Source organism: Streptomyces sp. NPDC044002 (genome assembly GCF_056434525.1).
On sequence record NZ_JBWKEZ010000007.1, the window covers coordinates 47,504 to 67,749 of the forward strand.

Annotated in this window: 20 protein-coding genes and 1 pseudogene; 13 read left to right on the forward strand and 8 right to left on the reverse strand. The window is 73.1% G+C overall.

Going from position 1 to position 20,246, the window contains the following annotated elements; all coding sequences use genetic code 11:
- Nucleotides 1-140: 140 nt before the first annotated feature.
- Nucleotides 141-1,055, reverse strand: a complete 915-nt coding sequence (locus AC07A6_RS07565; protein WP_386270790.1) for an oxygenase MpaB family protein — start codon at nt 1,053-1,055, stop codon at nt 141-143.
- Between the two features lie 144 nt (nt 1,056-1,199).
- On the opposite strand from AC07A6_RS07565, the gene AC07A6_RS07570 reads away from it, so the two are divergent.
- Entirely contained in the window at nt 1,200-1,988 is a 789-nt protein-coding gene (locus AC07A6_RS07570) for a hypothetical protein (protein ID WP_362463486.1), read from the forward strand.
- Nucleotides 1,989-2,076: 88 nt separating this feature from the next.
- Nucleotides 2,077-2,553: an SAM-dependent methyltransferase gene (locus AC07A6_RS07575; RefSeq protein WP_478776414.1), complete on the forward strand. Its 477-nt coding sequence runs from the start codon at nt 2,077-2,079 to the stop codon at nt 2,551-2,553.
- Here the strand turns inward: AC07A6_RS07575 and AC07A6_RS07580 are convergent.
- Nucleotides 2,550-2,726: a hypothetical protein gene (locus tag AC07A6_RS07580; RefSeq protein ID WP_478776415.1), complete on the reverse strand. Its 177-nt coding sequence runs from the start codon at nt 2,724-2,726 to the stop codon at nt 2,550-2,552. The genes AC07A6_RS07575 and AC07A6_RS07580 overlap by 4 nt on opposite strands.
- A 48-nt stretch (nt 2,727-2,774) precedes the next feature.
- Nucleotides 2,775-3,365: an MOSC domain-containing protein gene (locus AC07A6_RS07585; RefSeq protein ID WP_478776416.1), complete on the reverse strand. Its 591-nt coding sequence runs from the start codon at nt 3,363-3,365 to the stop codon at nt 2,775-2,777.
- 197 nt (nt 3,366-3,562) lie between these two features.
- Between AC07A6_RS07585 and AC07A6_RS07590 the strand changes: the two genes are divergently transcribed.
- The gene (locus tag AC07A6_RS07590; protein ID WP_478776417.1) at nt 3,563-4,849 is read left to right on the forward strand and encodes a GAF domain-containing protein; all 1,287 of its coding nucleotides are present in this window, start codon (nt 3,563-3,565) and stop codon (nt 4,847-4,849) included.
- Between the two features lie 56 nt (nt 4,850-4,905).
- The gene (gene exaC / locus AC07A6_RS07595; RefSeq protein WP_478776418.1) at nt 4,906-6,429 is read left to right on the forward strand and encodes an acetaldehyde dehydrogenase ExaC; all 1,524 of its coding nucleotides are present in this window, start codon (nt 4,906-4,908) and stop codon (nt 6,427-6,429) included.
- 171 nt (nt 6,430-6,600) lie between these two features.
- Here the strand turns inward: exaC and AC07A6_RS07600 are convergent, their stop codons facing one another.
- Nucleotides 6,601-6,843, reverse strand: a complete 243-nt coding sequence (locus AC07A6_RS07600) for a hypothetical protein (RefSeq protein WP_478776526.1) — start codon at nt 6,841-6,843, stop codon at nt 6,601-6,603.
- On the opposite strand from AC07A6_RS07600, the gene AC07A6_RS07605 reads away from it, so the two are divergent.
- The 9 genes and pseudogenes from AC07A6_RS07605 to AC07A6_RS07645 all read left to right on the forward strand — a co-directional run bounded on the left by AC07A6_RS07605 (nt 6,736) and on the right by AC07A6_RS07645 (nt 15,817).
- Nucleotides 6,736-7,110 (forward strand): hypothetical protein, encoded by a 375-nt coding sequence (locus tag AC07A6_RS07605; protein ID WP_478776518.1) that lies wholly within the window; start codon nt 6,736-6,738, stop codon nt 7,108-7,110. The genes AC07A6_RS07600 and AC07A6_RS07605 overlap by 108 nt on opposite strands.
- A gap of 374 nt (nt 7,111-7,484) precedes the next feature.
- Nucleotides 7,485-9,497 (forward strand): ABC transporter ATP-binding protein, encoded by a 2,013-nt coding sequence (locus tag AC07A6_RS07610; RefSeq protein WP_478776419.1) that lies wholly within the window; start codon nt 7,485-7,487, stop codon nt 9,495-9,497.
- On the forward strand, nt 9,494-9,670 hold the full coding sequence (locus AC07A6_RS07615; RefSeq protein WP_478776420.1) for a hypothetical protein: 177 nt from the start codon (nt 9,494-9,496) through the stop codon (nt 9,668-9,670). Before AC07A6_RS07610 ends, AC07A6_RS07615 begins: the two co-directional genes overlap by 4 nt.
- Nucleotides 9,667-11,010 (forward strand): MFS transporter, encoded by a 1,344-nt coding sequence (locus tag AC07A6_RS07620; protein WP_478776519.1) that lies wholly within the window; start codon nt 9,667-9,669, stop codon nt 11,008-11,010. The genes AC07A6_RS07615 and AC07A6_RS07620 overlap by 4 nt, the downstream gene beginning before the upstream one ends.
- Nucleotides 11,011-11,071: 61 nt before the next feature.
- Nucleotides 11,072-12,541, forward strand: a complete 1,470-nt coding sequence (locus AC07A6_RS07625) for an NUDIX domain-containing protein (RefSeq protein ID WP_478776421.1) — start codon at nt 11,072-11,074, stop codon at nt 12,539-12,541.
- A 44-nt stretch (nt 12,542-12,585) separates the two neighbouring features.
- Nucleotides 12,586-13,677: a protein-L-isoaspartate O-methyltransferase family protein gene (locus AC07A6_RS07630; protein WP_478776422.1), complete on the forward strand. Its 1,092-nt coding sequence runs from the start codon at nt 12,586-12,588 to the stop codon at nt 13,675-13,677.
- Nucleotides 13,678-13,703: 26 nt separating this feature from the next.
- Nucleotides 13,704-15,056, forward strand: a complete 1,353-nt coding sequence (locus AC07A6_RS07635) for a phosphotransferase (protein ID WP_478776423.1) — start codon at nt 13,704-13,706, stop codon at nt 15,054-15,056.
- Between the two features lie 124 nt (nt 15,057-15,180).
- Nucleotides 15,181-15,521: pseudogene (locus tag AC07A6_RS07640) on the forward strand (M15 family metallopeptidase domain-containing protein); the annotation flags it as partial.
- A 32-nt stretch (nt 15,522-15,553) separates the two neighbouring features.
- Nucleotides 15,554-15,817 (forward strand): class I SAM-dependent methyltransferase, encoded by a 264-nt coding sequence (locus AC07A6_RS07645; RefSeq protein ID WP_478776424.1) that lies wholly within the window; start codon nt 15,554-15,556, stop codon nt 15,815-15,817.
- A 29-nt stretch (nt 15,818-15,846) separates the two neighbouring features.
- Here the strand turns inward: AC07A6_RS07645 and AC07A6_RS07650 are convergent, their stop codons facing one another.
- From AC07A6_RS07650 to AC07A6_RS07665, 4 genes are read right to left on the reverse strand one after another with little or no spacing between them, the layout of a single operon-like run.
- On the reverse strand, nt 15,847-16,815 hold the full coding sequence (locus tag AC07A6_RS07650) for a hypothetical protein (protein WP_478776425.1): 969 nt from the start codon (nt 16,813-16,815) through the stop codon (nt 15,847-15,849).
- Entirely contained in the window at nt 16,802-18,022 is a 1,221-nt protein-coding gene (locus tag AC07A6_RS07655) for an MFS transporter (RefSeq protein WP_478776426.1), read from the reverse strand. The genes AC07A6_RS07650 and AC07A6_RS07655 overlap by 14 nt, the downstream gene beginning before the upstream one ends.
- Nucleotides 18,019-18,909 carry a hypothetical protein gene (locus AC07A6_RS07660; protein ID WP_478776427.1) on the reverse strand — a complete coding sequence of 297 codons (891 nt, stop codon included), beginning with the start codon at nt 18,907-18,909 and terminating at the stop codon, nt 18,019-18,021. The genes AC07A6_RS07655 and AC07A6_RS07660 overlap by 4 nt, the downstream gene beginning before the upstream one ends.
- Before the next feature lie 58 nt (nt 18,910-18,967).
- Nucleotides 18,968-20,221, reverse strand: coding sequence for an ATP-binding protein (locus tag AC07A6_RS07665; protein ID WP_478776428.1), 1,254 nt, complete (start codon nt 20,219-20,221; stop codon nt 18,968-18,970).
- Nucleotides 20,222-20,246: the final 25 nt, after the last annotated feature.

The window sequence follows — 20,246 nt, forward strand, 5'->3', positions numbered from 1 at the left end:
CCTTGCTTCTTGTGTGTGTTGTGCTGGGGGGGAGAGACCTGCGCCCACCAGGAGGGACCCCCTCTTCTTTTTCCTCTCCGTTCACCCCGCCGGGGGGGGGCCCCCCCCGGGCCGGGCCCGGGACACGCCGGGCCCGGGGGCTACGCCGGGGGCTGGGCGTCGGCGCCGGCCGGGCGGCGCGGGTGCGGCACGGGGCAGCCGCCCGCGCCGGGCACGGGGAACGTGCCGAGCTCGCCGACGTCGTAACCGTCGCGGTAGCCCTTGATCTCCGGGTTCTGGCGGGCGTAGTGCGGGGCGGTGCGCGGGGGCAGCAGCCGCACGGCCCGGCCGCGCGCCCGCAGCGCGCCCCGGACCAGCCGCTGGAGGCCGGGGCCGGGGGTCTCGTACCGGAAGGCGGTCAGCAGCGGCTCGTCGAGCAGGGCGAGGCTCGCGCGGCGCACGGCGGGGGCGAGCGGCGCCGGGTACCAGGAGGCCATCAGGTCGAGGGTGGAGTCGGCGACCGCGCGACCGCCCTCGTCCCAGCCGAAGTGGGCCTCCTCGTAGGCGTCCAGTGCGGTCTCGAACTCCTCGTACGAGCCCGGGATGTCCGTGATGCCCAGGTGCCGGCCGAGGGCCGCGTAGTAGTTGGCGCAGGCCCTGCGCTCGTGATGGGTCAGCGGGCGCCAGCCGTAGACGTCGAGCCAGCGTGCCGGAATCACCACGAAGGTGCACAGGACGTAGCGCATGTCGTCGTTCGAGATGTCGTAGCTGCGGTGCATCTGGTTGACGCGGCGGATCGCGGTGCGTGCGGTGTCGCTCTCGAAGCCGTGCTCGACGACCGCGTCGAGGAGCAGCGAGGTGTCGTCGTACCGCTTCTGGGCGCGGTCGGTGAACTCCGCGGTCTCGGCGAGGAGGGCCCCGATGGAGGGGACGGCGTAGGTCCTGAAGAGCGCGAGCTCCAGGGCGCGGGTGAAGTCCCAGGGGAACTCGTAGGTGGCGGTGAGCCGGTAGATGGCGAGGAAGTCCTTGTCGGGGTCGAGCCGGAGGATCTCCCTCAGCCGGTCGTAACGCTGCACCGGTCTCCCTTTCTGTGGCGGGTCCCCAACTCTACGTGCAGGTAGCGGGCTTGGAAATCGATGCCCGTCGGGTCTCGACGTGCGAGTTACCCGCTGGTTAAGGTGCGCCGACGAGAACGCGATCGGGAGGGACCGGGAGGCCACGTGTCCGACGAGGAGGACGGGGGCTCGCTGTACGTGCTGACGGCCGTGCTGCTGACCCCCGCGCAGTTCCCGGCGGTGCTCGGCGACGACTTCCCCGAGGCGTGCGCGCATCTGGGCGTGGAGCCGGCCGCCGACGGGTACGGGCTGGTCCTGGGGCAGGACGAGGAGGGCGCGCGCTGGACGGTCGTCGTGGACGACGTCTCGCTCGTGGCCGCGGCCATCGCCTCCTGGGACTGCGGTATGGACTACGACCTGTCGCCCGACGAGCGCACGATCGTGGTCTCGCTGGCGGGCTGGCCGTTGGAGCTGACGGTGTCGACGGCGGGCATCCCCGAGCCGCACGACCCGGAACAGGGTGCGGACGGCACGGGGCGCGTGCCGCTGGCGCCGCCGTCGGCGGAGGCCTGGGGGCCGGTGCAGCGGCGCCTGGGCGCGGACCAGATCGCCCGCGAGTGGGCGGACTGGCGCGAGCGCGTCGCGGAGGACGGCGGGGCGGCGGCTGCCGCGCACCCCGGGCTCGCGCGGGCGCTGGAGGAGGCCGCCGGGTACGCCCGGCAGGCCCCGCCGCCGGGGCGGGTCCGGTCGGCCTTCGCGGGCGAGGGCGTACGGACCCTGCGGGCCGACGGGCCCGGCTGGTCGCTGGTGGCCCGGACGGGCGGCCCGGCGTTCGTCCTGCTGGACGAGGAACCGGGCGGGGTCCTCTCCGTACCCCGCCAAGGGGACGCCGGGCTGCCGGAACTGTCCGGCCTGCTGGCGGCGCTGGACGGCGTGGCGGCCCGGCCGGCCTGAGTGCGCGGGGCCCGGGGCACGGGCCCGGACGACCGGAAGACCCGGCAATCGGCAATCGGCAATCGGCAACGGAACACGGGGGAACGTGATGGCGGGATCGACGGAGCCGGTGGAGTCCCGGCCGGTGGGTCTGGTCGTGGGCGGCCGGGTGGAGGTCGCCGACGACGACTGGGGACGCGAGCGGGCGGTGATCCGGCTGGACGCCGAGCGCTTCGGCCCCGAAGCCCTGTACGGGCTGGAGGACTTCTCCCACGTCGAGGTCGTGTACCACTTCGACCGGGTGCCGGTGGAGAAGATCGAGACAGGCGCCCGGCATCCCCGGGGCAACCTGGACTGGCCCCTGGTCGGGATCTTCGCCCAGCGCGGCAAGAACCGCCCCAACCGCATCGGCCTGTCCCGGTGCAGGGTGCTCGCCGTCGACGGCCTGGACGTGCACGTGGAGGGCCTGGACGCGGTGGACGGAACCCCCGTGCTCGACCTGAAGCCGTACATGACGGAATTCGCCCCCCGCGGCGAGACCCGCCAGCCCCCGTGGGCAAACGCCCTGATGCGGGACTACTACTAGGACTCCTCCTCCATGCACGCCCGCAGCCGTCCCCGCAGGGACGGAACGGCCGCGGCGTCACACGGCATGACGAGGACGAACCTGCCCCTCTCGATGCCTTCGGGCCGCTGTGTCCAGGAGGGGAGCCTCAGCGCGTCGTAGAACTGCCGGAACACGGCGTCCGTGTCGTGCATCTCCCGGCCGGCCAGACGGACCGTCCGCCGCCGCCCGCCCCGCCCCCGTCACACGCGTTCGAGCGGGACGTGCGGGAGGGGCGGCAGGGTGGTGGTGATGGGGTCGCCGGGGCGGATCGTGCCGCCCTGGTGGACCACGCCCATGATCCCGGCCTTGCGGACCACCCGGCCCTCCTCGTCCCGGCCCACGACCTGCTTGAGCAGGCCGTCCTGGAAGGCGTTGATCTGCGGGCACGGATTGCGCAGGCCCGTCACCTCCACCACCGCTTCCTCGCCTATGCGCAGCAGCGTGCCCGTCGGCAGGGCGTGCAGGTCTATGCCCTCGGTGGTCACGTTCTCCCCGAGCTGGCCCGGAGCGACGCTGAAGCCGGCTCCGGCGACCTCGTCGAACAGTTCCCGGTGGATCAGGTGGACCTGGCGCAGGTTGGGCTGGGTCGGGTCCTGCGCCACGCGCGAGCGGTGCTTGACCGTGACCCCGGCGTGGACGTCGCCCTCGACGCCGAGGCCGGCGAGGAGCGTGATGCTCTCCCGGTTGGGCTTGGTGAAGGAGTACTCGGCGTTGCTGCTGACGGCCGCGACCGTCGCGCCGTTCGCCGTGGCGCCGTCCGCCGTCGCGCCGTGCCCCGTGGTGGTGCTCATGAGAAAGTCCCCTGTCCCCCTGCCGCCCCCCGGCGGCCGAACTGCTGCTTCCGCCATGGTCAACGTGCGGGCGCGGCCGTGTGTTCCCGGCCGGGTTCCGCCGCGGACTGGCCGACGCGACGCTTGCCGGGGTCCGGGAGCCGCACGACGATGGGGCCCTCCGCGTACCCGGCTCCACGACCCCTCGGGAGGGTGACATGGGCGATCCGTCGTTGGCGCTGCCGGGCGGGGCCGATCCCGTCGAGCGCACGCGCGTCCTGCGGCGGGCGCACGAGGCCTTCACCCGGGACGGCCGCGTCGAGCCGCCGGTCCGGGCCGTCATCGCGCAGTCCTGGCGGCGGTGCGCGCGGGCGCGGGTCAGCCCGGAGTCCGCGCCCCGGCAGGCCCGGCCGGAGGCGGAGCTGCCGGCCTACCGGGAACAGCATCCGCTGGCGCCGGTGATGCCGCTGTTCCGGGATCTGGTCGGGGCGTTCGCGGCGCGCGGGGCCCATCTGCTCGCGGTGTGCGACGCCCGCGGCGAGCTGCTCTGGGTCGAGGGGGAGACGGCCACCCTGCGCCGCGCCGAGCGGCTCGGCTTCGTACCGGGCACGCGCTGGGCGGAGTCGGCGATGGGGACCAACGCGCCGGGCACGGCGGTCGCCGTCGGGGAGCCCGTGCAGGTCTTCGGCGCGGAGCACTTCAGCCGCCGCGTGCACCCCTGGACGTGCGCGGCGGCCCCGGTGCGGGACCCCGGCACGGGCCGGGTGCTCGGGGCGGTCGACATCACCGGCGGCGACGGGCTGGCCCACCCCCATTCGCTGGCGTTCGTCCAGGCGGTGGCGCGGGCCGCCGAGGCCCAGCTGGCGCTGCTGGCGCCGCAGCCGCCGGCCCCCCGCGACACGCTCGCCGCGCTCGGGCGGGACGAGGCACTGCTGGTGCTCGGCGGCCGGCGGATCCCGCTGGGGCGGCGGCACAGCGAGATCCTGACGCTGCTCGCGCACCACCCCGAGGGGCTGTCCGGGGAGGAGCTGGCCTTCGCCCTGTACGAGGAGGAGTCGGTGGCGGCGGTGACGCTGCGGGCGGAGATGTCCCGGCTGCGCGCCCTGCTCGGCGCCGGGAACCTGCTGTCCCGGCCGTACCGCACGGCCGTCCCCCTGGAGGCCGATTTCACGGCCGTGACCCGGCACTTGGCGGCGGGCGCCGTCTCCGCCGCCCTCACCCGCTATCCGGGCCCGCTGCTGCCCGCCTCCTCGGCCCCGGGCGTCGTCCGGCTGCGGCGGCGGATCGAGGAGCAGGCGCGGGCCGCGGTGATCGCCCGGGCGGACCCGGGGCTGCTGGCCGACTGGGTGTGCAGCCCGTGGGGCGCGGAGGATCCCGCGGTGTGGCGGGCCCTGGCCGATGCCCTGCCGCCGCAGGGACGGCCGGCCGCGCTGGCCCGCGTACGCTCCCTCGACGAGGAACTCGGCGCCGGGCGTGCAACGTATCCGCAACCTGCCCGCCCCTAGCCTCCTCGCCGAGCGCTGTCCGACGGCGGCCGGCGCCCGGCAAGGGGAGGACACCCATGGCCCGTTACGCGGCACCCGGTACCGAGGGCGCGCTGATGTCGTACGCGTCCCGCTACGGCCACTTCATCGGCGGGGAGTACGTGGAGCCTGCCCGCGGCCGGTACTTCGAGAACCCCTCCCCCGTCACCGGCCGGCCCTTCACCGAGGTCGCGCGCGGCACGGCGGAGGACGTGGAACGGGCCCTGGACGCCGCCCACGCGGCGGCCCCCGCCTGGGGCCGCACCTCCGTGACCGAACGCTCCACGATCCTCCTGCGCATCGCGGACCGCATGGAACAGAACCTGGAGGCCCTCGCCGTCGCGGAGACATGGGAGAACGGCAAGCCGATCCGCGAGACCCTGGCAGCCGATCTCCCCCTGGCCATCGACCAGTTCCGCTACTTCGCGGGCGCCCTGCGCGCGCAGGAGGGCGCGCTCAGCCAGCTCGACGACGACACGGTGGCGTACCACTTCCACGAGCCGCTGGGCGTGGTCGGCCAGATCATCCCGTGGAACTTCCCGATCCTGATGGCCGTGTGGAAGCTGGCCCCGGCGCTGGCGGCGGGGAACACCGTCGTCCTCAAGCCCGCCGAGCAGACCCCGGCCTCCGTCCACTACTGGCTGAGCCTGGTGTCGGACCTGCTGCCGCCGGGCGTGGTGAACATCGTCAACGGCTTCGGCGAGGAGGCCGGCAAGCCCCTCGCCTCCAGCCCGCGCGTGGCGAAGATCGCCTTCACCGGGGAGACCTCCACGGGCCGCCTGATCATGCAGTACGCGGCGGAGCACCTGAAGCCGGTGACGCTCGAACTCGGCGGCAAGAGCCCGAACATCTTCTTCGACGACATCTGGGCGACGGACGACGACCTGCGCGACAAGGCCCTGGAGGGCTTCACGATGTTCGCCCTGAACCAGGGCGAGGTGTGTACGAGCCCGTCGCGCGCGCTGATCGAGCGCGGCCGGTACGGCGACTTCCTGGACGCGGCGGTGGCCCGCACCGAACTCATCGTCCCGGGCCACCCGCTGGACACGGACACGATGATCGGCGCCCAGGCCTCGGAGGAGCAGCTCCGCAAGATCCTCTCGTACGTGGAGATCGGCCAGCGGGAGGGCGCGAAGGTCCTCACGGGCGGCAGCCGCATCGAGCACGGCGGCGATCTGGCGGGCGGCTTCTACGTGGAACCGACCATCTTCGAGGGCGACAACCGGATGCGGATCTTCCAGGAGGAGATCTTCGGCCCGGTGGTGTCGGTGACCTCCTTCCAGGACTTCGACGACGCCGTCCGCATAGCCAACGACACGGCCTACGGCCTGGGCGCGGGCGTATGGAGCCGCGACATCAACACGGCCTACCGCGCGGGCCGCGCCATCCAGGCGGGCCGCGTCTGGACGAACTGCTACCACGCCTACCCGGCCCACGCGGCCTTCGGCGGCTACAAGCAGTCGGGCATCGGCCGGGAGACCCACAAGATGATGCTGGAGCACTACCAGCAGACGAAGAATCTCCTCGTCTCGTACTCGCCGAAGAAGCTCGGCTTCTTCTAGGAGCACGGAAAACGGCGCCTGACCCGGGCTTTTGCCCGTCAGGCGCCGTTGGCGCGACCCGCTCGACGCGGACATCGGAATTTCCTGCTCCTCCCAGTTCCTCCCGCGCCTCTCCCACTCCAGACCAGCTGTCCCGGACCAGTCCCGGACCAGTCACGGACCAGACTTGGCTCACGGGGTGGGCGGCACGCCCCTGCTGACGCGGTACCACTCCTCCATGGACTGCTCGATGAGACTGTTGGCCTGCTCCTGAACGCCATCAACGCCGCCCTCATCGCCCACCTCGTCGACGGCGCCCGCGCGCACCTGGCCGCCGCCGGGTACGCGAACGTCGAAGCCCTGACCCGCGACGGAGCCGCCGGCTACGCCGACGGGGCGCCGTACGACCGGATCATCGCCACTGTCAGCACCCACGGCATCCCGCACTCCTGGCTCGACCAGCGCGCGCCCGGCGGGCGGCTCATCGTTCCCCAGCGCATCAAGGGCAGCGTCTCCCCCTCCATCGTCCACGAACGCCGAGACGACCGGTGGGTGCCTCTCGGCAAGTCCTGGACGACCCGCTGTTCACCGAGCTCGCCACCCCGACACAGCTCCAGGACCGTCGCGACCTCGTCGAAGCCTGCGCCCTGGGCTCTACATCGGAGCGACCGCGTGATCAGAGACAGCCTGTCGGCCCCCTGAGCTGCTACGGGCTGAGGAAGCCGACGTCCGCATTTGGTCGGCAATCCCCCGCCCGGGTGACACGCCCTGTTCGAGCGAGTTTCGTCGCCACGAACGCAGGCGCACCAAGCCCACCCAGACAGACGGGAACATTCGTTCCCCTTTTGCCCCTGATTCAGCCGTGACGCACCCGCATCGGAGCCGTTCTTAGAGCACCAGTGCCAGTCGTGCGCCCATCCGGAGGATCCCGTGAATCTCCTGCCGAAACACTTGGACACCGTCCCATTAATCGAACACGGCGAGCCCGCCCAGCGCCTGCACCCAGCGGGTGGGAGTCGTGTTGACGCCTCATCTGCCTGCTCCCGCGGCTCACGACCGATTTTCGGGAGGGCTGCGTGAGCAAGGACTCGGCAAGCGGATCCGGCGCCGCGGGGGTATCGGACTCCGAGCGGCTCCTCTTCGGCGGCGAGCTGGCCTACGACATCGGCTGGGACCAGCACGAGGGCGCCTGGCTGGGGCTCGGGCTCTGGACGATGGCGCGCCGGCTCCCCCGGCTGGCGGGGACCGGCCTGCGGCTCGCCCACCTCGCCGACGCACGGGCCCTGCGCGTCGTCCTGGCCTCCGAGGCCGGGCGGGGCGTCGCGCAGGCTGTCGGCCTGGTCGCCGTCAACAGCGTGCTCGGCCACGTCCTCGCGGCCGGCAGCACCAACGAGCGCCTGACTCAGGCGCTGCCCGCGCTCACGGTCGTCGCCGTCACGGCGTTCCTCGGGTCGCTCCTGCGCTCGGCCTCAACGGCGGCCACCGGGGCCCTGGAGCCCAAGGTCCAGCGAGTCGCCACCGAGCAGTACCTCGGGTTGGTGCACCGCACGGAGTTGTCGGCGATCGAGGACGACGAGTTCCATCGGCTGCTGGACGCGGCCCGGTACGGCGCCGACTCGGCCCGGCGCATGATCCGCTACTGCACCAACACCCTGAACTCCGCGGTCTCGCTGATCGCAGCGGCCGGCGTGCTCACCGTCCTGCACCCAGTGCTGCTGCCGCTCTTGGTCCTGATGACCCTGCCGAGCGCGTGGAGTTCGCTGATGATCTCCCGCCAGCGGTACATCTCCTTTCACGCATTCGTGCAACACGCCCGCGCCGGACACCTGCTCGGCCAGCTGCTGACCCAGAAGGAAGCGGCTGCCGAGGTCCGCGTCCATGGCGTCGGGCCCTTCCTGCTCGGGCACTTCCGGACCATGGCCGAGACCAGCGAGCGCGAACAGACCCGGCTGGCCCGCCGCGCCGCCCGGATCGGGCTCGCCGCCGACGGCGCCGGCGGCCTCGCCACCCTCCTCACCTACGGCGCCCTGGGCGCGCTGCTCTGGGGCGGAGCGATGGAACTCGGCGTCGCCGGCACGGCGGTACTCGCCATCCGTACCGGCGCCGCCAGCCTCGACAGCCTGGTGCTCCAGGTCACCGAACTCCACCAGGAGTCCCTGTTCGTCGCCGACTTCGAGCGGCTGTGCCGGGAGGCGAAGACCCGGGCCATCCCCGTGGGCGGGGACCCACTGCCAGAGCGGCTGCGGGAAGTCCGGTTCGAGGAGGTCACCTTCACTTACCCCGGCAGTGGCGGTGACGGCGAGCCGGAACCCACGCTGCGCGAGGTGAGCCTTTCGTTCCCGACAGGGAAGATCATCGCGCTGGTGGGTGAGAACGGCTCCGGCAAGTCCACCCTGGTCAGGCTCCTCGCCGGCCTCTACCTGCCGGACGAGGGCAGCGGCACGATCTGGTGGGACGACGTCGATGCCCGTACCGCCGACCGCGACCAGGTCTTCGGCCGCGTCGCGCTGATGTCGCAGGACTTCTACCACTGGCCTTTCACGTTCCGGGTGAACGTCGGTATCGGCCAGCCCGGTCAGGCCATCGACGACCGGGCGGTCGAGGAAGCCTCCGGCTTCTCCGGTGCCGACGAGGTCCTCGACGACCTGCCGCGCGGGCTCGGCACGCTGCTGGCTCGGGGCTACCGCGGCGGGCACCAGATCTCCGGCGGCCAGTGGCAGCGCATCGGCATCGCCCGCGCCAAGTACCGGCAGGCCGAGATCCTGATCGTGGACGAGCCCACCAGCGCCCTGGACGCGGTCGCGGAACAGCGGGTCTTCGACCAGATCAGGGCTCTGGCCGCGAGCACCGGGCAGACGATCGTGCTCATCACCCACCGCCTGCATTCCGTGCGCCATGCGGACCTGATCCACGTCCTGAAGGCCGGCCGGGTCGCCGAGTCGGGAAGCTTCGCCGAGCTGATGGACCCGGCTACGGGTACGGGGGACTTCCGCGACGCCTACCTCGTCCAGGCCTCAGCCTTCAATGCCGCGATCCCCACCCAGTCGGCCGGCGGCCACGACACTCTGCACACCCAGGACCACGCATGACCGCCGCCGCGACCCAGGGCCAGGACACCGGGGTGAACGTCCGCAGCGCGGCGGAACGCGACGAGGCCCGTCCGCCTGCCTCCGGAGCCGGACTTGCGCTGATGCCGGTCGACGGCCTTCACCTCGAGCTGCTGCCCGCAGACCGGCTGCTGACGGAGGCCGTCCTGTGGTGACGCTCCCTCGCCCCCGGCCTTCCGCACGCGAGAAGGCGCCGGACCTCGGGACGGGGTTCCGGTTGTACCTGCGAGGGGAGTCCGCTGGTCTGGTGGGGACTTCGGTGCACCTGGTGGCCCTGCCCGCCCTGGCCGTCCTCGAACTGGACGCGACGGCCGGGCAGGCCGCTCTGCTCGCCTCCCTGGCCCACCTGCCCACCTTCCTCCTGGCCCTCCCGGCGGGCGGCATCGTCGACCGGTACGCCAAGCGGGCCCTGCTGGTGGGAACGGACCTTGCGGGCGCTGTCGTCGTCACGGTGGTTCCCGTGGCGGCGCTGGCCGGGGTGCTGTCGATGCACGTCCTGTACGCGGTCGCTCTGGTCCTGGGTGCGGTGACCGTCCTGCACCAGGCGGCGGCCATCGCGATCGTCCCGCAGCTGGTCGAACCCGCCCTGCTGCACCGGGCCAACGCCCGGGTGGGTGCCGCGTTCGGGGCCGCGGACACGGCCGGAACCTACCTGGGCACCGCGGTCGTCGCTGCCGTCGGCGCGGCGAAGGCCTTCTGGCTGGACGCCCTGTCGTACCTGGTGTCCGCATGGTGCGCGGCCCGGATTCCGGAGCCTGGCCGGCCGGCAGCGGGCAAGGGGCGGCCCCGGCGGCGGTTGGCCGGGGAGATCTGGGAGGGCGTGGCCTACACGGCGCGGACTCCGCTGGTCAGGGACGTCGTCCTCGCGCTGACCCTCACTGGTGTGGGTGTCGGCGTGTCCGGCGCCCTGTTCGCGTACTACCTGCTGACCGCGCTGGAGGCGGGACCGACCGGGCTGGGGATCGTGATGGGTGTCTCCGGCGCGGGCGCGCTCGTCGGTGCCCTGGCGGCTCCGCGGATCGTGGCCCGCCTCGGCCCCGGCCCCACCCTGCTCGCCGGATTCGCGACCTGCCCAGTTGCGGGCGTGCCCCTGCTGTTCGCCCGGCCCGGGCCCGGCTGGCTGGCCGTCCTCGCCGCCGCGGGCGGGCTCCAGCTCGCCGCCGCGGCGGTGGCGGGCACCACCCAGAGGTCGGTACGCCAGCAAATCTGCCCGCCCCACCTGCAGTCGCGGGCGCAGCAGACCTCGACCTGGCTGGTCTCCGGGAGCAAGCCCTTCGCCGCCCTGGCCGGCGGCGCCGTAGCCACTGCGTACGGGGCGCGTACCGCTCTGGCCGTCGGGGCGCTGGTGCTGGTCCTACCGGCAGTAGTGCTCTGGCGCTCCCCGGTCAGCCGCTTGAGCGCGATGCCCGTCCCCGCCCCTCCCCCCGGCGACTGCGCCCTCGCCCGGGGCGACCGTCCGCCCGCCGAGGCCACCGAAGCGGACCCGCACACGTGAGCGCCACCGCCGCCCCCTTCACTCCGCCCTCTCGCCCTCTCGCCCTACTGTGAGGCTTCTGTTGCCACCCACCCGCGAGCACATCAGCGATCTCGTCACCGCCTACCTGGAACAGCACCCGGCTGAAGCGCCCCTGCTGGCACCTCTGTTGCGCATGCTGGACGAAGACGCCGAGCCCACGAGCCGCTCGACCATCCCGGGGCACATCACGTGCAGCGCCGTCGTCGTCGGCCACGGCAGCCGTGTCCTGCTCATCCACCACAACACCTTCGGGCTGATGCTGGCACCCGGCGGGCACGTCGAGGCAGGTGACCGCTCGCTGCTGGAGACGGCACTGCGCGAGGTCCACGAGGAGGCCGGCATCCCGCCCGGCGCCCTGTGCGCCACCGCCGCCTACGGGAGCCTGCCCATCGACATCGACGTCTTCGACGTCGACGCCAACCCGGTCAAGGGCGAAGGCGCCCACCAGCACTGGGACTTCCGCTTCGTCTTCCAGCTGGTGGACAGCGAGGTCGAAGTCACCGTGCAGACGGAGGAGGTCTCGGCCGCCGAGTGGCGCGCCTTCGACGAGGTCACCGCCCCGCAGCTGCGGGCGAAGCTCTGCTCCTCCGAACTCGACGGCCGCATCGAGCCGGTCAACGCCTCGGCCTTGATCCACGACGGGCACGGCCGCTACCTGCTGCACCTGCGCGACGACATCCCCGGCATCTGGGAACCCGGGGCCTGGGCGCTACTCGGCGGAGGCCGCGAGCCGGGCGATACGTCCCTCGAAGACACCGTCCGCCGTGAACTGCGGGAGGAGGCCGGGCTCGAGCCGGGAGTCGTGGAGCCGTTCGCCGTCGACCTCGCCACCGGCACCGACGGCCTGACCGTGCCGGTGCAGGTGTTCACCGCCCAGTGGAACGGCGACCCCGCCGGCCTGCCGCTCACCGAGGGCGTGATGCTGGCCTGGTTCCACCCCGACACCATGGCGCGCCTGCGGCTGAACCCCTCCACCCTGGACCTCGTACGCCGGCACGTCCAACACTCGGCCCGCAGCACGACGGTGCCCCACGGCGGAGCCGGCGGGCCGGACAGGCCGAAGGCGGGCAGCACCAGCGTTCCGCACATCGTCGGCGTCCACCTCTACCTGGAACGCGACGGCCAGGTGCTGCTCGGCCTGCGGCACCCCCACTCCGCGTACGCCGGCGGCACCCACCACTTCCTCGCCGGGCACTGCGAGCAGGAGTCCGCCGTGGCCTGCCTGGTCCGCGAGGCGCGGGAAGAGGCCGGGCTGCTCATCGACCCCGCCGACATCGACCTCGCGCACGTGGTGCACATGGTGGACAAGCCCGGGGACCAGCCCAGAATCGGGCTCGTCTTCCGCGCCCGGCAGTGGAGCGGAACGCCCGAGGTCCGGGAGCCGGACCGGTGCGTCTCCTGGGGCTGGTGGCCCACCGACGGCCTCCCCGAGCCGATCGTCCCCTACACCCGCGCGGCCATCGAAGGCATCCAGGCCGGCCGTCCCTATACCGAGCTCGGCTGGACCTGACCACCCTGCACCCCACCCGCCCCACTCAGCTTGAGGAGTCGTCCGTGCTCGATCCCCTCGTACCGCCCGCCCGTACCGGAGTCGCCCTTGATGAGAGGGCGGCAGTCGCGCGGGCGGAGATGGTCGCCGCGCTGGAAGCCGCCGGTCATCTCCAGGCGGGCCCGCTCCGGGGCGCGTTCCTCGCGGTGCGGCGGGAGGTGCTGATGCCACGGGCGTACGTGCGGCGCAGCGGGCCGGACGAGACCCCGCCGCGCTGGGACCTGCTCGACTGGGCCGTTCCCGCAGACCGGGAGGAGCTGCTCGGGCTGCTGTACGGCGGGGAGAGCGTGCTGGTCCAGCACGACGGCGAGCCGGTGCTCGGCCGGGTGGCGGCCCCGCGGTCGGGCGGTTCGATGACCGCCATGTCCAGCACGGTCGGCATGACCGTCGCGCTCCTGCAGCGCCTCGGCATGCGGCCGGGCCAGCGAGTCCTGGACGCCGGAACCGGTGCCGGGGTGACTGCAGCCGTCGCCTGCCGGATCACGGGCGATGCAGAGGTGGTCACCATGGACCGGAACGAGCATGTCACCGCCGCCGCCCGCGAACGGCTGGCCCTGCTCGGTCACCGGCCCACGGCCGTGACCGGGGACGGACAGCACGGCTGGCCCGCCGGCGCGGACTACGACCGGATCTTCGTGTCGTACGCGGTCACGCGGGTGCCGGATGCCTGGTCGCAGCAGCTTGCCGTCGGCGGGCTGGCGCCGGCGACCTTGTCGACGTCCTCGCCGTCCTGGCCTGGTCTGGGCGTCCTGACCCGGACCGGCAGCGGGCGCGTCCAGGCCCGTCTGGAAGCGGTGCGGCTCGGGCACCGGGCGGGCCACGGCTGGAGCCGGCTGTACCTCAAGCCCGGCCTGCGGAGCCGGATCGAGGCCGCGGACGGGGGCAGCACACGCACCACCCGCACGGGTCCGCCGCCGGAAGAGGCGCGGGGGCTCTGGCTCGCCCTGGACCACCTGCGCCCCGGGCTCGTGCGGAACCGGGCCGCCGACCACCTGGTCATCGGGGCCCCCGACTCTCGGCATGTGCAGGGCGGAGTCCTGCACGAGGACGGCACGTTCACCGTGCTGCTCGCCCGCCGCCCGGGGGCGGCGCGGTGAGCGCCGGGGCCCGGCACACGGTGCCCGTGGACGTCCACCTCATCCTGCGCCGCGACGGCGAGATCGGCCCGGAGGTGCTGCTGTCGCGCCGGGCAGGGCCGGTGTATGCGTCGGGCCTGTGGCACCTCCCGTCCGGGCACCTCGACCCGGACGAGGACATGGTCGCAGCCGTCATCCGGGAAGCCCTTGAGGAAACGGGCGTCCAGATCGAGACGGACGACGTGACCGCGGCGATCACCGTCCACCACCGCCCGCCGACCGGATCCCGCTCCCGAATCGGCGTGTTCTTCGAGGTACGCCGCTGGTCGGGTCAGCCCCGGATCACGGAACCGGACCGGTGCGACGGCATGGACTGGTACCCGCTGAACTCCCTGCCCGACCCGATGGTCGCGTACTGCCGGGCCGGACTGGACACCTACCGCGCAGGCTTGCCCGCCGCCGTGCACTTCCAACAACCGCACGACGCCATCGAGTACAGCCCGGACGACGCCGACCGCACCCAGCTCCTGGCCGGGCCGCCCGCCGACGCGGCGGAGCTGCCGTACCGGCTGCGGCTGTTCGCCGAGCAGGCCATCGGCCGGATCGCGGAAGCATCGGAGGTGTCCTGGGTTCGCACCGGCAGCCGGGTGTGGCGGCTCACCGCGCCTGGCGGCGGGACCTGGTACCTGAAGCGGCATCGCGGGGCGAAGTTCCACGGCCGGGAAGTGTCGGCGTACCGGTCGTGGGTGCCGTCCCTCGGGCCGCGGGCGCCCCGTCTCGTCGCGGCCGACACCGACGCGCAGGCCGTCGTCGTCACCGCACTGCCCGGGCGCCCGCTGCACGGCATGGTCCTCGACCCGGCCGACGAGGCGCGCATCCAGCACGCTCTGGGCCGCCTCGTCCGTGCCCTCCACGGCAGCTCACCCGAACGGCCCGCCGAAACCGCAACGGCGGCCGACAAGATCAAGCGCCATCTGGAGGGCGCTCGGCCGTACTTGGCGGACGGGGACGAGGACCTGATCCTCGCCCTCGCCCGCAGTTACGCGGACCTGCCGAGGCCCGTGCTCGTGCCCACGCACGGGGACTTGCAGTACCGCAACGTCCTGATCGGCGACGACGGCGAACCGCTGCTGTTCGACTTCGAGCGTTCCGAGTACAACACCGCGACGCGGGACCTGGTGCGGCTGAGCGACACCTGGACCGGCCGCCCGGACCTGCGCGAGGCGTTCCTCGACGGCTACGGCCTGATCCTCACCTCCGAGGAGGAGCTCCGCCTGGACTGCGAGGCCGCCTTCGACGCTGTCTCCGGCATCGCCTACGGCACCAGCCACGGCGACCCCGAGGTCACCGAACGCGGCCACCGCACCCTGGGCCGGCTCCACACGATCTACCGCCCCTGAACCGGGCCCCACCGCACCGTCCCCTTCGAGAAAGGAACCCCGTGCCCGAACCCCGCCTCGCCACCCCGGCCGATGCAGCAGAGATCACCCGCCTGCGCTCGGACAACATCCTCAGCGAACCGCCCTTCTCCTCGACAACCGCCGCGCCGATCCCGCGTACGCGTTCGCGCACCTCCGCGCCGGTGTCCTCGACCGGCTGCCGCACGCCCAGTCGCTGCTGCCCGAAAGCCTGCGCCTCCTCGTCGTCGAAGGGTTCCGGCCCCAGCACTCCAGCAGCGGTACTTCGAGGAGTACGCGGCCGAGCTCCGCGCCACCCTCAGCCGTGCGCTCACGGCCGCCGGCCTCGTCAACTACGGCACGGAGTGGTGTCACTGGTCGTTCGGCGACCGCTACCGGGCTCTCATGACCGGCCGGCCCGCCGCCCTCTACGGACCTGCCTCCCAGCACCCCATCGACCGTTCCTGAGCCACCCCCGCCCCAGAGGGAGCCTGCACCGCATGAGCACCACCCACACCGCACAGACCTGGCACGCCCACTACGAGTCCGGCCGCGACTTCCGCCCCCTGACCGACACCGAGAAGACCATCCTCGCCGAGCACCTGGCCCTGCCGGAGGGCACTCGGGGGGCCAGGGCCCTGGAGGTGGCCTGCGGGACCGGGGAGCTCGCCCGGTTCCTCGCCTCGACCGGGTACCAAGTCGACGCCGTGGACTGGGCTCCCCCGGCAAGGGGCCCGCGCACTCCGGTCCCGGGCAGGGGGTAGCCGAGGGGGCTCCGGGCGCGGCCCCGGGGTCAGTCCGCCGCGCCCGCCGGTACCGGCAGGACCGAGACGTTCCGGAACGCCCCGGTGAGGAAGCCGGCCGCCGCCTCTTCGGCGGGGTTCACCGACAGCAGGAGCAGGTCGTGGCCGCGTGCCGACAGGGCCTCGGGCAGGGTCGGTGACGTGCCTCGGTACCCGCCGGAGGCGACGACGAGGGTCGGGTCCGCCAGGGACCGCAGGCTCAGGAACCGGTCCGCGTGCTCCCCGCCCAGGTGGGGGTCGAGGATCTGCGAGGGCACGGGGGTGAAGCCGAACCGGCTCTTGAAGTTGAACAGGCCGGGCTGGACCACGTGCCCGAAGAGCGACGGGTCGTTGCCGAGCGAGGCGTGGGCCAGGCCCCTGCCGCGGGCGAACTCCAGCGCCTCGGCGTACACGGCCCGCAGCACCCGGCCCGACCGGGCGTCCGGGGCGGACGCGGAGAAGCGCATCTGGAGCACCGAGGGCTCGGGCCGGACCCGCCAGAGGGACCCGGCGACCATGGTCGGGCCCGCGTAGACGCTGACTCCGATGTGCTCCGCGGCCGCGTCCAGCAGCCGCTCGCGCCGGGCGCGCGCGAAGTTCCTCCCGCGCGGCATGCCGGCGATCTGGGCGTCGTAGACGTCCAGGAAGTCGTCCATGAGCTCCTCGGTCAGGCCCTCCTGGACCACGAGCCGCAGCGACTCGTCGAGGATGACCCGGCGCCCCAGCCGGACGTTGCGCCGCTCGGTGCCGGAGAGCGCGGCCGTGTACTCCGCCTCGGAGGACCGTACGGGCGCGCACCAGTTCACCCAGTGCGGGCGGGCCGTGAAGCCGAGTTCGGCGAGGACGTCGTCGTCGGCCTCCTCCGAGTCGGCGAGCCTGGCGATGTCCAGCGGCACGGCGGCCTCCCGCCAGGCCCGGCGTTCGGCCTCGGCCCGGTCCAGCGTCGCGATGACCAGTCCGTCCTGCTCAGCGATTTCCACCGAAGGCTCCTTCCCGAGGGGGGGTTGCGACCGCGGTCCGCCCCGCCTGGCGGGTGTACACGGCCCAGATGGCGATCGAGACCACCCAGATGCACAGCGAGGGCAGCCAGAAGCGGAAGCCCTCGAAGCGGCTCGCCCAGGCGTAGAGGAAGCCCGACAGGGGCGTGGCCCCGGTGATGAACATCCGGATGGTCGCGTTGGCCCGGCCGGCGATCTCGACCGGGATCGTCTCCTGCCGGTAGGTGATGGAGGCGACGTTGCTCACGGCGACGGCGAAGCACTCGATCATGAACCCGGCCAGCTTCACCGGCACGTTGGGGACCGAGACGAGCGCGAGTCCGGCGAACGCGACCAACTGGCAGGCCAGGATCCGGCGTTCGGGGCCCACCGCGGGCAGGATGGCCGGCGCCAGTCGGCTGGCCACCGCGCCCATGAGCAACCCGACCGCGAGGACGCCCGAGATGACGGTGGTGTTCATGTCCCGCTGCCCGAACTCGGTGATCAGGGCCGGTTCGAGCTGGCCGATTGCCAGGTTGGTCATCGACATGGTCACCACGAGCCAGAGGATCTCCCGCTTGCCGACCCAGCGGAACCCGATCGCGAGATCGCGGCGGAGGTCCATCTTCCCGTGGTCCGACGGGATCTTCGGCAACAGCAGGGCCGTCGCCCCGGCGAGCAGGTACAGCCCCGCGATGCACAGGGCCGCCGGGACTCCGCCCAGCGCGGAGAACGCCGCCCCGCCCAGGACCAGGCCGATGACCTTGGAGAACTCGATCGTCGAGTTCAGTTTGGCCACCGCCACGGGCCGGCCCGGCTCGCTGATCAGCCGCGGGATCAGGACGAACTGGCCGGTGATGGTGCTCGCCACTCCGCCGATGCCGGAGAGCAGCAGCAGGCCGGCCACCGCCACCTGATCGGACAGCAGACCGGCCAGCAGCACCAGGCACGCGGCCTGCTGCAGCTGGGACAGCACGTAGATCGCCCGCTTGTCGTAGCGGTCGATGAGCGCGCCGAGGAAGGGGGATCCGACATACGTCACGCCGCGCATGGCGAACGAGACGAGCGACATGGCGACCGAGTCCGTCGCGTCGAGCACGGCCAGCGGGATGACGATGCCCAGCTGCCAGTCGGCGACCTTGGACAGCATGGTCGAGCCGAGCAGGGCGCGCAGCACCCGCCGGTCCGACGCGGCGGTGCCGTCCGTCATCGGGCGTCCGCTCCGCCGCCGGCCGACGCGGACAGCCGCGCGGCCAGCGCCGGGTGGGCGCACAGCGCGTCCAGGCCGCGCCGGGTGTTCGCCTCGACTCCGGCGTCGTCAACCTGGTGCACGATCCAGCCCCAGGTGTCCGCATACTCCCGGAACAGGGCGGCCGTCTCGTCCTGCATGCGGCTGAACGACTCCTCGCTCCGCTCACCCGCCACGCCGTAGTCCTCCAGCGCGCCGACCGCGCCGTTCTGGGCGGTGCGCCACCGGTAGGCGTACGCGGACGGGCCGTCGACCAGGATGCCCACGTCCGGCTTCAGCAGCCCGGAACCGAAGACGAGGTCGAGCATGCCCCGCAGCGCGCGGGCCAGCTCGCCGACCGGGGCCGCCGCCGGGTCGCCCTGGCCCTCGGCGGCCAGCCGTTCGGCCACCGCGAGTTCCTTCAGGACGTGCTTGAGGGGGAAGGACTCCTGGACGACGACCGCGCCCCGGGCGAGCGCCGGGCGGGTGACCTCCGCCGCCAGCAGGACGTTGCCGGCGATCTCCACGAACGCCGCGGCCAGGGCGCCCGAGGCCCTGTTCCGCATGACCGGCTCGGCAGCCAGGTGGCGCTCCCAGTCCTTGTCGCGCCACTCGTCGTAGCCGCGCGGGATGTCCAGCGGGCGGTCGTCGCGCAGCCCCGCGCCGTACAGGGTGCGGAAGGACTCCAGCCACAGCTGCTGGAGGGGTACGGCCGGCCAGGGCGCCGCGGTCTCCTCCAGCGCGGCGCGCCAGCTGACGGTCACGACCTCCTGGCCCGCCTCCCGAAGGCGCTCCTCGAAGGCACGGCACAGCGTGCTCTTGCCTATGCCGTCGATGCCGAGGAAGGCGACGGTCAGTCCCTGCTGCATGTTCTGCTCTCCTGGTGTTCCACTGGGGGGGTTCGGTGCGCTCCGGGTGGGGGGCGGCTCAGCACTCGTCGTTCAGCCGCTGGGTGATCTCCTCCACGTAGCAGCGCAGTCCGTCGACGCGGGAGGCCTCCAGCGCCTTGCGGACCAGGCGCGCCGCCGCGGGCCGGTCGGCGCCGTCGGCCAGGGCCTGGGCGAGGATGAGTTCGTAGGTGACGGGCCGCTGCGGGTCGACCGACCACGCGTACGAGACCCCCTCGGTGTCCGCCAGCTCGAAGTGGTCGAGCTTGCCGACCTCCGGGAAGCCGGCCAGCTCCTGGGGGTGCGTGAAGAGGCGGGCCTCCAGGCAGTGCCGGGCTCGGTCCACGCGGACGTCGTCCGGGGAGATGTGCTCGCCGCGGGCGATGCGCAGCTGGAGTCCGACCAGGTCGACGCCGGTCTGCCGCTCGGACATCTGGTACGCCAGCGGCAGCCGCCCGTTGACCTCCAGGAAGTAGTAGCGGTCCGGGCCGACGATGAACTCCACCGTCATCACGTTGCGCAGGCCGAACGCCTCCGCCACCCGGGCCGCGTCCGCGCGAAGCGCCGCCAGGGTGTCGGCGCCGACGCCCTGGACGGGGGAGGCCTCCAGGAGCTTGAGCCCGTCCGCGACCAGCAGGCTCTCCCGCTCGCCCAGCGGGATCACGGTGCCGTGGTGGTCCACGGCGAGGGTCACACCGATGACCCGGTTCACGGTCAGGTACTTCTCGATGTACCAGGACGTGTCCGCCCCGCCTGCCGCGAGGGCGCGTTCGACGTCCTCGGCCGAGCGGGCGATGCGGACCTCCTGGCCGCCGTAGCCGTATTCCGGCTTGAGCACGGCGGGCAGGCCGACCTCCCGGACCCGGGCCAGGACCTCGTCGCGGCCGCGGGCCGAGGCGTGCGGGAGGACGGGCACGCCGATGCGGTGCGCGGCCTCCACCGCCGCCGCCTTGCTGCCCGCCAGGCGCAGGGCCGCGGCCGAGGGGCCCACGAAGGTCACGCCCAGGGCTTCCAGGCCGGCGACGAAGTCGGCGTTCTCGGCGAGCGACCCGTATCCGGGGTACACGCAGTCGACGCCGCTGCGCCGTACCGCGGAGAGCACCCGCTCGGCGCTGTCGTAGGTGTCGGGCAGGCCGTACCCCTCGACGGAGACGGTGTGGTGGGCCCACGCCGCGTGGGTGTCCTGGGTGTCCGTCGCGGCGCACAGCGCGGTCGTCTCCAGGCCCAGCGATCGGCAGGTCCGTGCGGCGCGCACCGCGATGGCAGCGCGGTTGGCGATGAGTATGTGCTGCATGTGATCTCCTGGCCGGACGGGCCGC

Bases quoted from the DNA above. Each gene is read 5' to 3' on its own strand.
- AC07A6_RS07615 (WP_478776420.1), top strand. From the start codon at position 9,494: ATGACCGCCGCCGCGACCCAGGGCCAGGACACCGGGGTGAACGTCCGC.
- AC07A6_RS07665 (WP_478776428.1), bottom strand. From the start codon at position 20,221: ATGCAGCACATACTCATCGCCAACCGCGCTGCCATCGCGGTGCGCGCC.
- exaC (WP_478776418.1), top strand. From the start codon at position 4,906: ATGGCCCGTTACGCGGCACCCGGTACCGAGGGCGCGCTGATGTCGTAC.
- AC07A6_RS07660 (WP_478776427.1), bottom strand. From the start codon at position 18,909: ATGCAGCAGGGACTGACCGTCGCCTTCCTCGGCATCGACGGCATAGGC.
- AC07A6_RS07585 (WP_478776416.1), bottom strand. From the start codon at position 3,365: ATGAGCACCACCACGGGGCACGGCGCGACGGCGGACGGCGCCACGGCG.
- AC07A6_RS07575 (WP_478776414.1), top strand. From the start codon at position 2,077: ATGGCGGGATCGACGGAGCCGGTGGAGTCCCGGCCGGTGGGTCTGGTC.
- AC07A6_RS07580 (WP_478776415.1), bottom strand. From the start codon at position 2,726: ATGCACGACACGGACGCCGTGTTCCGGCAGTTCTACGACGCGCTGAGG.
- AC07A6_RS07655 (WP_478776426.1), bottom strand. From the start codon at position 18,022: ATGACGGACGGCACCGCCGCGTCGGACCGGCGGGTGCTGCGCGCCCTG.
- AC07A6_RS07645 (WP_478776424.1), top strand. From the start codon at position 15,554: ATGAGCACCACCCACACCGCACAGACCTGGCACGCCCACTACGAGTCC.
- AC07A6_RS07590 (WP_478776417.1), top strand. From the start codon at position 3,563: ATGGGCGATCCGTCGTTGGCGCTGCCGGGCGGGGCCGATCCCGTCGAG.